General features: G+C 69.4%; 14 protein-coding genes, 2 pseudogenes and 1 riboswitch. Of the genes and pseudogenes, 9 read left to right on the forward strand and 7 right to left on the reverse strand.

Annotated elements, in window-relative coordinates; genetic code table 11:
* The 3 genes and pseudogenes from FV223_RS07820 to FV223_RS07830 all read left to right on the forward strand — a co-directional run.
* Nucleotides 1-289, forward strand: a pseudogene (locus FV223_RS07820) (DNA primase); the annotation flags it as partial.
* A 196-nt stretch (nt 290-485) separates the two neighbouring features.
* Nucleotides 486-2,480: an RNA polymerase sigma factor RpoD gene (gene rpoD, locus FV223_RS07825; protein WP_147726280.1), complete on the forward strand. Its 1,995-nt coding sequence runs from the start codon at nt 486-488 to the stop codon at nt 2,478-2,480.
* Nucleotides 2,481-2,653: 173 nt separating this feature from the next.
* Nucleotides 2,654-3,913 (forward strand): adenylate/guanylate cyclase domain-containing protein, encoded by a 1,260-nt coding sequence (locus tag FV223_RS07830; RefSeq protein WP_147726281.1) that lies wholly within the window; start codon nt 2,654-2,656, stop codon nt 3,911-3,913.
* 8 nt (nt 3,914-3,921) lie between these two features.
* On the opposite strand, the gene FV223_RS07835 is transcribed toward FV223_RS07830, so the two are convergent.
* Complete coding sequence (locus FV223_RS07835) at nt 3,922-4,425, reverse strand: TIGR02281 family clan AA aspartic protease (protein WP_243934744.1); 504 nt, start codon at nt 4,423-4,425, stop codon at nt 3,922-3,924.
* 210 nt (nt 4,426-4,635) lie between these two features.
* A riboswitch (TPP riboswitch) is annotated at nt 4,636-4,764 on the forward strand.
* A 134-nt stretch (nt 4,765-4,898) separates the two neighbouring features.
* On the opposite strand from FV223_RS07835, the pseudogene thiO reads away from it, so the two are divergent.
* The 4 genes and pseudogenes from thiO to FV223_RS07855 form a co-directional block, all read left to right on the forward strand.
* Nucleotides 4,899-5,975 (forward strand): annotated as a pseudogene (gene thiO, locus FV223_RS07840) (glycine oxidase ThiO); the annotation flags it as partial.
* Nucleotides 5,972-6,184, forward strand: a complete 213-nt coding sequence (gene thiS / locus FV223_RS07845; RefSeq protein ID WP_147726283.1) for a sulfur carrier protein ThiS — start codon at nt 5,972-5,974, stop codon at nt 6,182-6,184. The pseudogene thiO and the gene thiS, both read left to right, overlap by 4 nt.
* A 3-nt stretch (nt 6,185-6,187) precedes the next feature.
* Complete coding sequence (locus tag FV223_RS07850) at nt 6,188-6,988, forward strand: thiazole synthase (protein ID WP_147726284.1); 801 nt, start codon at nt 6,188-6,190, stop codon at nt 6,986-6,988.
* A 22-nt stretch (nt 6,989-7,010) separates the two neighbouring features.
* Nucleotides 7,011-7,613 (forward strand): thiamine phosphate synthase, encoded by a 603-nt coding sequence (locus FV223_RS07855; protein ID WP_246686344.1) that lies wholly within the window; start codon nt 7,011-7,013, stop codon nt 7,611-7,613.
* 199 nt (nt 7,614-7,812) lie between these two features.
* Here FV223_RS07855 and FV223_RS07860 read toward each other — a convergent pair whose 3' ends face one another.
* The 6 genes from FV223_RS07860 to map all read right to left on the reverse strand — a co-directional run bounded on the left by FV223_RS07860 (nt 7,813) and on the right by map (nt 13,706).
* Nucleotides 7,813-8,565 (reverse strand): peptidase, encoded by a 753-nt coding sequence (locus FV223_RS07860; RefSeq protein ID WP_147726286.1) that lies wholly within the window; start codon nt 8,563-8,565, stop codon nt 7,813-7,815.
* 31 nt (nt 8,566-8,596) lie between these two features.
* Complete coding sequence (locus FV223_RS07865; RefSeq protein ID WP_147726287.1) at nt 8,597-9,424, reverse strand: transglutaminase family protein; 828 nt, start codon at nt 9,422-9,424, stop codon at nt 8,597-8,599.
* Between the two features lie 154 nt (nt 9,425-9,578).
* Nucleotides 9,579-10,523 carry an alpha-E domain-containing protein gene (locus tag FV223_RS07870; RefSeq protein WP_147726288.1) on the reverse strand — a complete coding sequence of 315 codons (945 nt, stop codon included), beginning with the start codon at nt 10,521-10,523 and terminating at the stop codon, nt 9,579-9,581.
* An 83-nt stretch (nt 10,524-10,606) separates the two neighbouring features.
* Entirely contained in the window at nt 10,607-12,046 is a 1,440-nt protein-coding gene (locus tag FV223_RS07875; protein ID WP_147726289.1) for a circularly permuted type 2 ATP-grasp protein, read from the reverse strand.
* Nucleotides 12,047-12,136: 90 nt separating this feature from the next.
* Nucleotides 12,137-12,850 (reverse strand): DNA repair protein RadC, encoded by a 714-nt coding sequence (radC, locus tag FV223_RS07880; protein WP_246686345.1) that lies wholly within the window; start codon nt 12,848-12,850, stop codon nt 12,137-12,139.
* 37 nt (nt 12,851-12,887) lie between these two features.
* The gene (gene map, locus FV223_RS07885) at nt 12,888-13,706 is read right to left on the reverse strand and encodes a type I methionyl aminopeptidase (RefSeq protein WP_147726291.1); all 819 of its coding nucleotides are present in this window, start codon (nt 13,704-13,706) and stop codon (nt 12,888-12,890) included.
* Between the two features lie 170 nt (nt 13,707-13,876).
* On the opposite strand from map, the gene FV223_RS07890 reads away from it, so the two are divergent.
* On the forward strand, nt 13,877-14,131 hold the full coding sequence (locus FV223_RS07890; RefSeq protein WP_147726292.1) for a zinc-finger domain-containing protein: 255 nt from the start codon (nt 13,877-13,879) through the stop codon (nt 14,129-14,131).
* A gap of 4 nt (nt 14,132-14,135) precedes the next feature.
* The coding region (locus FV223_RS07895; protein WP_147726293.1) for an FAD-dependent oxidoreductase at nt 14,136-14,268 on the forward strand (133 nt) is incomplete at its 3' end.

Consider the following 14,268-nt stretch of genomic DNA (forward strand, 5'->3'; position numbering starts at 1 on the left):
GGCGGCGAGCGCGCGGCTGGCGGCACGGGTGCGCCCGGGCGACCGCTGGGCCCTCGATCCGCACGCCGATCTCGTCAAGCTGGAGGACGCTTTGCGGCAGGCCGTGATCTTGCACCGCAAGGCCGGCGCGCTAAATAGCGAACTCCGACAGGCGGAACGTGCGCTCGTCGAAGAAGAAACAGAGGCGAACTTCGCTTGGCTGTGCGACGTCAAGGAGCGCTTGGCGGTGATCGCGGGAGCGGAGACCGAGGCGGACCTGCAGGACACGAACGACTCGACTGTGTCGTAGGGCCTGTGCGATGGCGGAATACGACACGCCTTCGCGGCATGGTTAACAATCGGTCAAGCGTCTCGCTTGCATACCGAACTCGAGAATACGACGCGGTCGAAGCGGTTCGCCCGGGTCTCACACGCATTGCGGCGCCGACGGCGCGGCGTGGCCGAAAGGCCCCCGCATCGTGGCGCGCCGAAACAATAGGCTGATCATGGCGACGAAGGCAACGGAACGGGACGAGACGGACACCGCTCCGGCAGAGCAGACCGATGGGCCGCTCCTCGACCTGACGGATGCTTCGGTCAAGCGGATGGTGAAGCTCGCCAAGAAGCGCGGCTACATCACCTACGAGGAGGTCAACGAGGTCCTCCCCGAGGGGCAGTCCGACCCCGACCAGCTCGAGGACGTCCTGTCCCAGCTCTCCGAGATGGGCATCAACGTCGTCGAGGCCGAGGAGACCGACGAGGCCGCCGCCGACAAGCCGGCCAACGGCGAGGCGTCGGACGACGAGGAGAGCGCCGAGGGCACGGAGGTGGCCGAGGTCGCCCCGACGCGCGCCGTCGCCGTCGTCACCGCGACCAAGGAGCCGACCGACCGCACCGACGATCCGGTGCGGATGTACCTGCGCGAGATGGGCTCGGTCGAGCTGCTGTCGCGTGAGGGCGAGATCGCCATCGCCAAGCGGATCGAGGCCGGGCGCGAGGCGATGATCGCCGGCCTGTGCGAGAGCCCGCTGACCTTCCAGGCGATCATCATCTGGCGCGACGAGCTCGTCGACGGCAAGGTGCTGTTGCGCGACATCATCGATCTCGAAGCGACCTATGCCGGCCCTGACGGCAAGAACCCGCAGATCGCGGAGGCGGCCGCCGAAGGCGAGGATGCCGAGCCGGAAGCGCCGACGCCCGAGGGCGGCGACGACGACGACGACATGGAGAACAACGTCTCGCTCGCGGCGATGGAAGCCGAGATTAAGCCGCGCGTGCTCGAGACGTTCGACGCGATCGCCAACAACTACCGCAAGCTGCGCAAGCTCCAGAACGAGGAGACCGAGCGCAAGGCGAACAGCGAGAAGACCACGTCGGCCCAGGAGAAGAAGCAGGCCGAGTTCAAGGACACCGTCGTCGCCGACGTGAAGTCGCTGTCGCTGAACAACAACCGCATCGAGGCCCTGGTCGAGCAGCTGTACGACATCAACAAGCGCCTCATCTCGCATGAGGGCCGGCTGATGCGCTACGCCGAGAGCCACGGCGTCGCCCGCGACGAGTTCCTGCGCCACTACCAGGGCTGGGAGCTCGACCCGAACTGGATGACCCGCGTCGGGACGCTCGGCGGCAAGGGCTGGAAGAACCTCGTCGAGAAGGGCTCGAAGCAGGTCTCGGACCTGCGCGAGCAGATCCTGACGCTCGCCTCCGAGACGGGCCTGGAGATCGGCGAGTACCGCAAGATCGTCAACATGGTCCAGAAGGGCGAGCGCGAAGCCCGCCAGGCCAAGAAGGAGATGATCGAGGCCAACCTCCGCCTCGTGATCTCGATCGCCAAGAAGTACACCAACCGCGGCCTGCAGTTCCTGGACCTGATCCAGGAGGGCAACATCGGCCTGATGAAGGCGGTCGACAAGTTCGAGTACCGCCGCGGCTACAAGTTCTCGACCTACGCGACCTGGTGGATCCGCCAGGCGATCACCCGCTCGATCGCCGACCAGGCGCGCACCATCCGAATCCCGGTGCACATGATCGAGACGATCAACAAGATCGTCCGCACCTCGCGCCAGATGCTGCACGAGATCGGGCGGGAGCCGACCCCGGAGGAGCTGGCCGAGAAGCTGGCCATGCCGCTCGAGAAAGTCCGAAAAGTCCTGAAGATCGCCAAGGAGCCGATCTCCCTCGAGACGCCCATCGGCGACGAGGAGGACAGCCACCTCGGCGACTTCATCGAGGACAAGAACGTCGTCCTGCCGATCGACGCGGCGATCCAGAGCAACCTCCGCGAGACCACGACGCGCGTCCTCGCCTCGTTGACCCCGCGCGAGGAGCGGGTGCTCCGCATGCGCTTCGGCATCGGCATGAACACCGACCACACCCTCGAGGAAGTCGGTCAGCAGTTCTCGGTGACCCGCGAGCGCATCCGTCAGATCGAGGCGAAGGCCCTGCGTAAGCTGAAGCATCCGAGCCGGAGCCGGAAGCTGCGGAGCTTCCTGGACAACTGAGCGTCGGATACGCCATTCTCGAATTCGCCGAAATGCGATCGTCGGATCGCGCCGTGCTCACGGCGCGATCTCGCGTTCCAGGCGGCGAAGGGATGATGGTCTTCGATCCGGATCGATCTCGCCATCGTCAGCCTGAACCTTGCTTTGGCGGTTCGTGAACCCACCTTGGCCGTATGCTTGAGCGTCGCCAGCATCCACCCGTGCCGCCGACCGCCGCAGCCGACGGCTCGGAGGCGGACGACGTGCCGTTCGGCGCGCTGCAGGATTGCGTCGCGATCCGCGACTGGCTGCTGAGCGAGGGCGCCCGCCTGCCCGAGCCCGACGACCTGATCGCGGGCTTCGCCGAGCGCCTCAACGCGGTCGGCGTTCCGGTGGACCGGACCTCGACGGCGATCGATACGCTGCACTCGGAATATTCCGGCATCGGCCGCATCTGGACGCGCGAGTCCGGCACGACGGTGCGCCTGTTCCCGCACGGCGAAGCCTCCGAGCGCGCCTACGCGGCAAGCCCGTTCCGCAAGGTGCACGAGGACGGCGAATGGCTGATCCTCGACCTCGCCGAGACGCCGGACGACGCCTACTCGGTGATCCCCGACCTGAGGGCCGCCGGCTACCGCCACTACATCGTGGTGCCGCTGTTCTTCACCAACGGCACGCATAACGGCATCACCTTCGCCACCCGCGACCCGGACGGATTCCGCGACGAGGACGTGGCGATCCTGCGCTTCATCATGCCGGCCCTGGCCGCGGTGATGGAGATGCGGATCGTCACCAAGCAGCTTGACACGGTGCTGCGCATCTACGTCGGCGACGAGCCGCACCGCGCCATCCTGTCGGGCGACATCCGCCGCGGGCAGGTGAAGCGCATCCGCTCGGCGATCCTGTTCGCCGACATGCGCGACTACACCCGCATCTCGGCGAACATGACGCCGGAAGAGGCGGTCGACCTGCTCAACATCTTCTTCGACTGTCTCGTGCCGCCGATCGAGCGGGAGGGCGGCGAGGTGCTGAAGTATCTCGGCGACGGCCTGCTCGCCATCTTCCGCGAGCCGGGTGACGACCTCGGCGGCGCCGCCAAGGGGGCGCTGACGGCGGCACAAAGTGCGCTCGCGGCGCTGGAGGAGGCCAACACACTCCACCAATTCACAGTGCCGATGATGGCCGGCATCGCGCTCCATCACGGCGAGGCGGCCTACGGCAACGTCGGCTCGGGCACGCGCCTCGACTTCACGGTCATCGGCCGCGACGTGAACATGGCGAGCCGCATCGCCCGGCTCAACAAGACGCTCGGCGAGCCGCTGCTGATGTCGAAGCCCTTCGTCGACTTCCTGTGGGGCGATCCGGTGCCGCTCGGCGAGCACGTGCTCGACGGGTTCGCCGAGCCGATGATGGTCTATCGCCCGCGCCCGAAGCCGCACCGCGGCCAGAGCTGAGGCGGGCCTCAGCCCCGCAGCGTCATCGTCCCGCCGGCGATGCTGAAGTCGCGCACGCGCTTCAGGAACGACATGCCGAGGAGGTTCGTGCCGAGGCGTCCGCTCGGGACGATCACGGCCTCGACGTCGCGCACGGTGACGGGCCCGATCCGGATCGTGCCGATCCGCACCGGTGCGACGCGGATCGTCCCGTTGGCGGTCATCACCGGGCGCGTGAAGTCCCGCGGCCCGACGACGATGCCGAGGCGGGCGGCATCCTCTTCCGCAAAGCTGCACGTCGTGGCCCCGGTGTCGACCATCATGCGCAGCGATCGCCCGTCGACCAGCGCATCGGCGAGGAAGTGGCCGTTGCGGTCGGCGCCGAGCGCGATCGCCGTCGGCGCGGACGCAACCAGTTGCACCGTCGGCACCGGTGGGGCCGCGGCCTTGCGGCTGGTCAGGCGGTTGCCGATGCCTCCGAGCACCCCCGCGACGAGGCCGGCCGCGAGGCAGAGCATCAGGATCGTCCGCATCGCCTACCTTCGCCCCCGCCGATCGAGGACGCTTAGACGAGCATGACGCCGGTGAACGATGCGTGGCGGCGTGCCCGCCGCCGGACGGAACCGCGCGGCCATCTGCCGACAGGGTTTCCGGTCCGTCTCGGCGCGACGACGAATCGCGCGCATCCGCAGGAGGGGATCGGCCCGCGGGGTTGACCGAGGCGGCCGGCGGGACCACATCTGCGGTGTTCCAGGGAGATCCCCGGCAAGGGGCTGAGAAACCGCTGGCAGGCTCGTGAGGGCCCGCGGCGCGGAAATCCTTCGAACCTGATCCGGTTCACACCGGCGTAGGGATTGGACCGTGGGCGCCGTCTTCGACGACGGGGTGCCCCAGCTTCTCAGACGAAGCGTCAGGCCCGGTCTCTGCGACAGCACGCGGAGGATCACTTGGGTCGTCATTCGGGTCGTCACGCAGCATCACCGATCGGGACGCGCCGGCAGCGGGACGGTTGGCCGGGCGGTCCGTCGTCGTGGTCGAGCGGGAGACCATCGGCTCCGGCGCGAGCCTCGCCGCCACGGGCATGCTGGCGCCGGCGGCCGAGTACGAGCCCGGCTCCGACCCGCTGCTGCCGCTGGCGCTTGATTCGCTCCGGCGCTGGCCGGGGTTTCGCGCCGAGCTCGAAGCGGCGTCCGGCCTCGACATCGACTACCGCGAGGACGGGACGCTGGTGCTGGCCATCGGGCGCGACGAGGTCGAGCGCCTGCGCTTCCGCTTCGACCTGCAGCGCCGCTCGGGCGTCGCCGCCGAGTGGATCGCGGGTGCCGACGTGCGTCGCCGCGAGCCGGCCCTCCGCCCCTCGGTCACCGCGGGCGTGCTCTGCCCGCTCGATCACCAGGTCGACCCGAGCCGGGTGATGGCGGCGCTCGTGGAGGCGTGCCGCGCCGCCGGCGTGGCGCTCGTCGAGAACAGCCCGGTTGTCGCCCTCGAGCGCACGAGCGGCCGCGTCGCGGGCCTGCGCACCGCCGACGGCGTGGTGCTGGCCGAGACCGTGGTGCTCGCCGCCGGCGCCTGGAGCGGCGAGGGCGGCCTGCTGCCGCAAAGCCTCGCCCTGCCCGTGCGCCCGCTGAAGGGACAGTCGCTGGCGCTGAAGACCACGGCGCGCACCGGCACGCTCTCGCACATGGTCTGGACCGAGCAGGTCCACATGGCGCCAAAGAGCGACGGCCACATCGTCGTCGGCGCGACGGTCGAGGATTGCGGCTTCCGCCCCGGCGTCACCGCCGGCGGGCTCTATGCCCTGCTCGAAGGCGCGCGCCGGGTGCTGCCCGGCATCGAGGAGATGGAGGTCGAGGCCGTCTGGAGCGGGTTCCGCCCGACCTCGGACGACGACGCGCCGATCCTCGGTGAGATCGCCCCCGGCCTGGTGGTCGCCACCGGTCACCATCGCAACGGCTACCTGCTCGCCCCGGTGACCGCCGACGCGATCGCCGCCCTCGTCACGACGGGCGCGATGCCGGCGGTCGCGCAGGACTTCTCGCTGGCGCGGTTCGCGCCGGGCGCCGAGCTGAGGGTGTCGGCATGAAGCTGACGGTGAACGGACAGGCTCGCGAGATCGAGGCCGCCGACGTCGCCGCCCTGTTCGCGCAGGCGGCGGAGGAGACCGGCAGCACCGATCCGCAGGGCGTCGCCATCGCGCTCAACGGCCGCGTCGTCCGCCGCCGCGACTGGGACACCACACCGATCTCCAAGGGCGACCGCATCGAGATCGTACGCGCCATGCAGGGAGGCTAGAGGATGGTCGACACGCTCACACCCCTCCGACCGGAGGCCGATGACCCCTTCGTGATCGCTGGCGTCACGCTGGGCTCGCGGCTGTTCATCGGCACCGCGGGCTACCCGACGCAGGTGATCATGCGCGATGCGGTCGCGGCCTCCGGGGCCGAGGTCGCCACCGCCTCGATCCGCCGGGTCTCGCTGCAGGGCCACGGCTCGGACACCGTGAAGATCCTGAAAGGACGCCGCTTCCTGCCGAACACCGCCGGCTGCGAGACCGCCCGCGACGCGATCATGACCGCCGAGCTGGCCCGCGAGGCGCTCGACACCAACTGGATCAAGGTCGAGGTGATCGGCGACCGCGAGACCCTGTACCCGGACGTCGCCGAGCTGATCGAGGCCTGCCGCCACCTCGTCGACGACGGCTTCGTCGTGCTGCCCTACTGCAACGACGACCCGATCGTCTGCCAGCGGCTCGCCGACATCGGCTGCGCCGCGGTGATGCCGATGGGCTCGCTGATCGGCTCCGGCATGGGCATCGCCAATCCGGCCAACCTCGAGTTGATCTGCCGCCGCATGGGCGTACCGGTGATCGTGGATGCCGGCATCGGCACGGCCTCCGACGCGGTGATCGCGATGGAGCTGGGCGCCGACGCCTGCCTGATCAACACCGCGGTGGCGAAGGCCGACGATCCCGTCCGCATGGCGCGCGCGATGCGCAACGCCGTGCAGGCGGGCCGCGATGCCTACCGCGCCGGCCGAATCCCGCGCCGCGGCCGGGCCGAGCCGTCGAGCCCGCAGCTCGGCCTTGTCGGCTCGTAGCCTGCCGTCGCCGCTCCTTGCGGTGACCGACCGGCGCGGGCCCCGCCCCCTGGGCGAGACCATCGCCGCCGTGCTCGACGGCGGGTGCCGGTGGGTCTGGTTTCGCGACAGGGATCTGCCACCGCCCGAGCGCCGGGCGCTGGCGGAGCGCATCGCCGAGCGCTTCCGCGAGGCCGGCGGCGTGCTCTCGGTCGGCGGCGATCTCGAGCTTGCCGCGGCCCTCGGCGCGAGCGTCCATCTCGGCGGCGGGGCGGATCGTGCCGCCATCGCCGATGCCAGGCGCCGTCTCGGCACCTCGGCGCTTGTCGGCGTCTCGGCGCACGGCCTGCGCGACGTCGAGGCGGCGGAAGACGCGGATTACGTGACCCTGAGCCCGGTCTTCGCCACGGCGAGCAAGCCCGGCTACGGTCCCGCCCTCGGCCTCGGCGCCATCGCAGCGGCCGCGCGGATCGGAATCCCGGTCGTCGCACTGGGTGGCATCGGCGTCGCCACTGCCGCCGCGTGTCGCCGAGCGGGCGCGGCGGGCGTGGCCGTGATGGGCGGCCTGATGCGGGTCGACGACCCTTCCAGCGAAGCTCGGGCGCTGTTGCGTGCCTGGGAAGCGGCCTCGGACGGGCCACCGTGAGCCTTACGCATGATCAGAATTCGATGCTCGCCGATCCAGCCTCGTCTCCACTCTCGATCTCATCCTGAGGTGCCGCGTCGGCGACCTCGAAGGGGGGCTCCGAAAATCGCGCGCGCGCTGCAGGGCTCCTTCGAGGCCTCCGCTTCGCTGCGGCACCTCAGGGTGAGGCTCACGGTTGGAGGATGTCCGGCGTGAGAAACTACTTCGCGGCGGCAGGCCCGTAGGGCGGGCGCGGGATCGCCCGATGCGCGGCGCGGAGCGCCGCCGACCAGCGCTCGCGCAGGTCGTGGAAGTAGCCCTCGCCGGCCTCGATCCGATGATTCACCTCGAGGTCGAGGGCGTTGCGGCGCGCCAGCGCGATGTCGATCGGCAGGCCGACGCCGAGATTCGAGCGCATGGTCGAATCCATCGAGACAAGTCCGACCTTGAGCGCGTCGTAGAGCTCGGTCTCGAACTTCACCGCCCGGTCGAGGATCGGCTTGCCGTACTTGTGCTCGCCGATCTGCAGGAACGGTGCATCGGTACTGCACTCGATGAAGTTGCCGGCCGAGTAGATCAGGAACAGCCGCATCGGCTCGCTGCCGATCTGGCCGCCGAACAGCAGCGAGACCGAGAAGCGCAGGCTCGCCGCCTCGAAGCCCGCCTTCTCGATCGCGCGCACGTGGCGGATCGCGCGGCCGACGAGCTGGGCCGCCTCGAACATCGTCGTCGTCTCGACGAGCTTCAGCTTGGCCTCGCCGTTGTCGCCGGGCACGCCCTCGGAGAGCAGGCTCAGGACCGATTGCGTCACCGACAGGTTGCCGGCCGAGGCCAGCATCATCACCCGCTCGCCCGGCACGTTGAAGTGATGGAGCTTGCGATAGGTCGAGATGTCGTCGAGCCCCGCATTGGTGCGGGTGTCGGCGATCATCACCAGGCCTTCCTCGACGAGGACGCCGACGCAGTAAGTCATGGGATCAGGCTTTTCGAAGAGGCGCGGAGCGTCAGGATTGCGGTGCCGCCTGGGCTTGCTCCACCCGGAGCTTCACGTCCAGCGTTTCGGTGCCGCCGCCTGTGCGACTGCCGCGAATCGGGGCAGCCCCGAGGTAGTCGAGCCCGGATGCGACGCGGATATAGGCTTCCGTGGTGGCGTCGCCGGTGGTCGGATCGAAGCCGACCCAGCCGAGATCCGGCACCAGCGCCTCGGCCCAGCCGTGCGGCGTCTCCTGCTCGGCGTCGCTCCCCTCCGGGCGGTGGTAGCCGGAGACGTAGCGCGCCGGGATCGCCCGGTAGCGGGCGGCGGCGATGAAGACGTGGGCGAAGTCCTGGCATACGCCGGCTCCGGCCTCGAAGGCCTTCGGCGAGGGCACGGCGGCGCTCGCGGGGCCTGGCGTGTAGGCCATGTGCGCGTGCACCGCGGCCATCAGCCGATGCAGGAAGGGGAGGGCTCCCGGGTCTCCGGCGCCGGCGACCGCGTCGGACAGCGCCTGGATCTCCGGGCTCGGCAGCACGAGGTCGGTGTCGCGCAGGTAGAACGTCTCGGGCAGGCGCTCGACGGCGCCGCGGACGATGCCGTGGGTCTCGTGGGTGTCGACCTCGCCGGTGACGCGAATCACCAACGCGTCGGAGGCCTGGTCCGGCGTGAACCAGTGGACCACGTTGCCGTAGCCGTCCTCGCGCTCGGTGAGCCGTCCGTCGACCGAAGGCTCGATCCGCCAGCGCCGGACGTACTGGCCGTCATGGTCGCGCGGCGTCATCCGCAGGACCTGGATCAGGCCGCGTGCCGGTTGCTCGTAGCTGTAGATGGTCTCGTGGACCACGCGAATGCGCATGCGTCGATTCTGCCCGTCCTGGCTCCGCCGGTCTCGGCGACACGGCGCCCCTGATGGACGCCGCGGCGCCCGAAGTCACACGTTTTACACGACGTTCCGACGGAGCGCGCAACCGCGGAAGCGGAACTGCGCGTATTCCGCTGCGGCTCGAGCCTCAGCCGAGATACTGCTCGGCGATGGCGGCGCCGACCTTGTTGTTCTCGCCGATGAAAGCGATCACGAACTCATGCAGGCCGGACGCGAAGACCCGGTCGATCTCCTCGCTTTCCAGCCGTGCGAGCAGGTTGCTCGCCAAGCGCTGGCTGGCGCCGCGGCGTCCGTAGGCGTCGGCGATCAGGTCGAGATGCTCGACGAGGACGCCGTAGCAGTTGGCGAAGGAGCGCGGCATCTGCCGGTTGAGGATCAGGAGGTCGGCGACCAGCAACGGCTTGACGCTCTCGCGATACACCCAGTGATAGGCGTTGAAGGCCGAGACTTCGCGCAGGATCGTCGTCCACTGGAAGTAGTCGAGGCTGCCGCCGATCTTCTCGGTGTCCGGCAGCAGGATCTTGTACTTCACGTCGAGGATGCGGGCGGTGTTGTCGGCCCGCTCGATCGCGGTGCCGAGACGCGTGAACCAGTAGGTGTCGTTGCGCAGCATCGTCCGGTAGGCCGAGCCGTCGAAGGTCAGCGAGATGCCCTTCACCCAATCGAGGAAGCGCGTGAACGCGTCGCGGTCGAGGTCCTTCTTCTCGTAGGACCGCAGCTCGAGCCAGGCGCCGTTGATCGTGTCCCACATTTCGGTGGTGAGCGCGGTGCGCACGCTGCGCGCGTTCTCGCGGGCGCTCTCGATGCAGGAGCGGATCGAGGACGGGTTGTGCGGGCTGAAGGCGAGGAAGTCGCACACCGTCGCGGCGTTCACGCCGTCGTAGTGCGGCTTGAACACCTCCGGATCGCCGGCCGAGGCGAGGGCCGAAGCCCACTCGTTGGTCTCGCCCCCGCCGTAGCTCGTCGGCAGCGAGGCCAGGCGATGCGCCGCATCGAGGATGCGGGCGACGAACTCCGCCCGTTCGACGTAGCGCGAGAGCCAGTAGAGGTTGTCGGCAGTCCTGGAGAGCATGGCTGTTTCGCTGGGGTCTCTTCGGCTTCGGCCCGGGGGCGTCCACCGCTGGGCGGTTCTCGGTGAAAGCAGGCGTCACGCCATCACGCGTCGAGAACCCAGGTGTCCTTCGTACCGCCCCCTTGGCTGGAATTCACCACCAAAGATCCTTCCTTCAGCGCCACGCGGGTGAGACCGCCCGGCACGATGCGGATCTCGTCGGCGCCGCACAGCACGAAGGGGCGCAGGTCGACGTGGCGCGGGGCCACCCCGGAGGCGACGAAGGTCGGGCAGGTGGAGAGCGACAGCGTCGGCTGGGCGATGAAGCCGTCCGGCGCGTGGCGCAGGCGCTTGGCGAATTCCTCGATCTCGCGCTTGGTCGCGTGCGGCCCGACGAGCATGCCGTAGCCGCCCGAGCCGTTGACCTCCTTGACCACCAGCTCGGACAGGTTGTCCATCACGTAGGAGAAGGCCTCCTTCTCGCGGCAGCGATAGGTCGGCACGTTGTGCAGGATCGGCTCCTCGCCGGTGAAGAACTTCACGATCTCCGGCATGTAGCTGTAGACCGCCTTGTCGTCGGCGATGCCGGTGCCGACCGCGTTGGCGAGCGTCACGCTGCCGCGCTCGTAGGCGTTCATGATGCCCGGCACGCCGAGCATCGAATCCGGCCGGAACACCAGCGGATCGAGGAAGTCGTCGTCGAGGCGGCGGTAGATCACGTCGACCCGGCGCGGGCCTTCGGTGGTCCGCATGTAGACCACGTCGTCCTTGGTGAAGAGGTCGCCCGCCTCGACCAGCTCGACGCCGAGCTTGTCGGCCAGGAACGAGTGCTCGTAGAACGCCGAGTTGTAGCGCCCGGGCGTCAGCAGCACGACGGTCGGGTCGCGGGTCGCCGTCGCCGGCGCGAGGCTGCGGAGCGTCGCCAGCAGCGCGTCCGGATAGTTCTCGACCGGCGCGACGCGGTGGCGGGAGAACAGGTCCGGGAACAGCCGCAGCATCACCTCGCGATTCTCGAGCATGTACGACACGCCGGACGGGATGCGGGCGTTGTCCTCGAGCACGAAGAAGTCGTTCTCGCCGGTGCGGACGATGTCGATCCCCGCGATGTGCACGTAGAGGTCGTGCGGCACCCGGAACGACCGCATCTCCATGCGGTAATGCGCGTTCTTGTAGACGAGGTCGGCCGGGATGATGCCGGCCTTGATGCATTCCTGCGCGCCGTAGATGTCCTTCAGGAACATGTTGATCGCGGTGACGCGCTGCTTCAGCCCGCGCTCCAGGAAACCCCATTCCGGCTTGGTGATCACCCGCGGGATGATGTCGAACGGGATCAGCCGCTCGGTCGATTCGTTGTCGCCGTAGACCGCAAAGGTAATGCCGATGCGCCGGAACAGCAGCTCGGCCTGGCTCCGGCGGGTGTTGAAATGGTCGGCCGGCGTCGTGTCGAGCCAGTTCTTCAGCTGACCGTAGGCCTCGCGGACGTCGTCGGGACTCGTCGCGGCGCCTGCGAAGGCGGTCATCTCGTCGAAGGCCACGGCCGCCATTCAGTCTCTCCCAGATCCGTCACGCTAGAGGCAAGAGGCGCGCCACGCAAAGGGATTACGGCCTCGTTCGGGGCTCGTTCCAAACACGCGTCAGATGAGGCGCAGGCCTTTCAGGCTGGCATGGCCTGACCGGCCGAGGATGACGTGGTCGTGCACCACGATCTTCAGCGGGCTGAGCACGGCGATCACTTCGCGCGTCATCGTCACGTCGGCGACCGAGGGCGCCGGATCGCCGGACGGGTGGTTGTGCGCCAGGATGATCGCCGTCGCCGAGAGCTCCAGCGACCGCCGCGCCACCTCGCGCGGGTAGACCGGCGTGTGGTCGACGGTCCCGCGCCCCTGGATCTCGTCGGCGATGAGGTGGTTGCGCTTGTCGAGGAACAGCACCCGGAACTCCTCGCGGGTGGCGAAGGCCATGGTGGCGCGCAGGTACTCGATGAGCTCGGCCCAGGAGGAAAGCAGCGCGCGCTGGGCGATCGCGCCGCGCGCCAGCCGGCGGCCCGCCGCCTCCATCAACTTGAGGTCGGCGACCACGCCGGCGCTGACGCCCTCGACCTCGGCGAGCCGGGCCGGATCGGCGCTCAGCACCTCGGCGAAGCTGCCGAAGCGGCGGATCAGCGCCTTGGCCAGCGGCTTCACGTCCCGCCGCGGGATCGCGCGGAACAGGGCAAGCTCGAGCATCTCGTAGTCGGGCAGGGCGTCGGCCCCCTGCTTGGCGAAGCGCTCGCGCAGGCGATCGCGGTGGCCGAGATAGTGCGGCGGCTCCTCGGGCTTCGGCGCGACGGCCGGCCGCTCGGCGAACAATCCGCCCTCAGCCGCGTCGCCCGGGCCCGTCACGACCTCAAGCGCCTGGGTTGCCGGGCTGGTGCAGCCCCTTCGGCGAGACCGTGAAGATCTCGACGCCGGTCTCGGTGACGGCCACCGTGTGCTCGAACTGCGCCGACAGCGAGCGGTCGCGCGTCACCGCGGTCCAGCCGTCGGAGAGCACCTTCACCGCCGGCCGGCCGAGGTTGATCATCGGCTCGATGGTGAAGAACTGCCCCGGCCGCAGCGGCACGTCGTAGCTCGCCTCAACGTAGTGCAGGATGGTCGGCGCATCGTGGTAGCTCCGACCGAGGCCGTGGCCGCAGAAGTCGCGCACCACCGAGCAGCGCTCGCCCTCGGCGTAGTCCTGGATCGCGCGGCCGATGTCGTTGGTCGATCCGCCGGGCTTCACCGCGGCGACGCCCCGCATCAGCGCCTCGTAGGTGATCTCGCACAGGCGCGCCGCCTTGCGCGGCACCTCGCCGACGAAGGCCATCCGGCTCGAATCGCCGTGCCATCCGTCGAGGATCAGGCACATGTCGAGGTTGACGATGTCGCCCTCGCGCAGCGGCTTGTCGTTGGGGATGCCGTGGCAGACCACGTGGTTGATCGAGGTGCAGATCGACTTCGGATAGCCGCGGTAGAGCAGCGAGGCCGGGTAGGCGCCGTGATCCATCGCGAACTCGTAGGCGAGCTTGTCGAGCGCCTCGGTGGTCACGCCCGGCTGCGTCGCCTCCATCAGCACGTCGAGGCCTTCCGCCGTCAGGCGTCCGGCACGGCGCATGCCCGCGAACCCCTCCGGCCCGTGGATCGGTGCCTGGGGCACGCGCCGCGTCGCTTGGTCTTGCTGGGTCATCGAGGGGCTTGTCCGCGCCGGGTCGGTCTTCGAAGGCTTATGTACGGCGTGGCCGCCGAGGCGCCAAGTGACCGGCGTTCGCCCCCAGGCTTGCGCCGGACGAACGCACGGCGGCATAAGCGGGGCTCGGGCGACCCGGTGCGAGGGGTCCCAAGGCACAGGACGGCGCGATGGCTGACAGGGCGGTACCGCACTTCCACAACGAGCTCGGCGTCGCGGTCATCCATGTCGGCTCGCGGGAGTTCATGTGCATCGGCGCATTGCCGCCGTTCGATCATCCGCACGTGTTCCTCGACATGGGCGCCGACAACGAGATCATCTGCCAGTACTGCTCGACGCTGTATCGCCACCGCGCCGACCTGAAGGCCGGCCATGCCGACCCGGCGGCATGCGTCTGGCACGATCAGAAGGCGGCGGCCGAATAGGGTCATGCCCCGAGACCCTCAGCCGCCGCTGACCGTCGCTATCGTCGGTGGCGGGATCGGCGGCCTGACCGCGGCGCTGGCGCTGAACGCCGCCGGCCATGCGGTGACGGTGGTCGAGCGCCGCACCGGCTTCAGCG

This window comes from Methylobacterium sp. WL116 (assembly GCF_008039455.1).
In the GTDB taxonomy this organism is placed as follows: domain Bacteria; phylum Pseudomonadota; class Alphaproteobacteria; order Rhizobiales; family Beijerinckiaceae; genus Methylobacterium.

Coding starts and splice junctions, on each gene's coding strand:
- rpoD (WP_147726280.1), top strand. CDS start 486: ATGGCGACGAAGGCAACGGAACGGGACGAGACGGACACCGCTCCGGCA.
- FV223_RS07830 (WP_147726281.1), top strand. CDS start 2,654: ATGCTTGAGCGTCGCCAGCATCCACCCGTGCCGCCGACCGCCGCAGCC.
- FV223_RS07835 (WP_243934744.1), bottom strand. CDS start 4,425: ATGCGGACGATCCTGATGCTCTGCCTCGCGGCCGGCCTCGTCGCGGGG.
- thiS (WP_147726283.1), top strand. CDS start 5,972: ATGAAGCTGACGGTGAACGGACAGGCTCGCGAGATCGAGGCCGCCGAC.
- FV223_RS07850 (WP_147726284.1), top strand. CDS start 6,188: ATGGTCGACACGCTCACACCCCTCCGACCGGAGGCCGATGACCCCTTC.
- FV223_RS07860 (WP_147726286.1), bottom strand. CDS start 8,565: ATGACTTACTGCGTCGGCGTCCTCGTCGAGGAAGGCCTGGTGATGATC.
- FV223_RS07865 (WP_147726287.1), bottom strand. CDS start 9,424: ATGCGCATTCGCGTGGTCCACGAGACCATCTACAGCTACGAGCAACCG.
- FV223_RS07870 (WP_147726288.1), bottom strand. CDS start 10,523: ATGCTCTCCAGGACTGCCGACAACCTCTACTGGCTCTCGCGCTACGTC.
- FV223_RS07875 (WP_147726289.1), bottom strand. CDS start 12,046: ATGGCGGCCGTGGCCTTCGACGAGATGACCGCCTTCGCAGGCGCCGCG.
- map (WP_147726291.1), bottom strand. CDS start 13,706: ATGACCCAGCAAGACCAAGCGACGCGGCGCGTGCCCCAGGCACCGATC.
- FV223_RS07890 (WP_147726292.1), top strand. CDS start 13,877: ATGGCTGACAGGGCGGTACCGCACTTCCACAACGAGCTCGGCGTCGCG.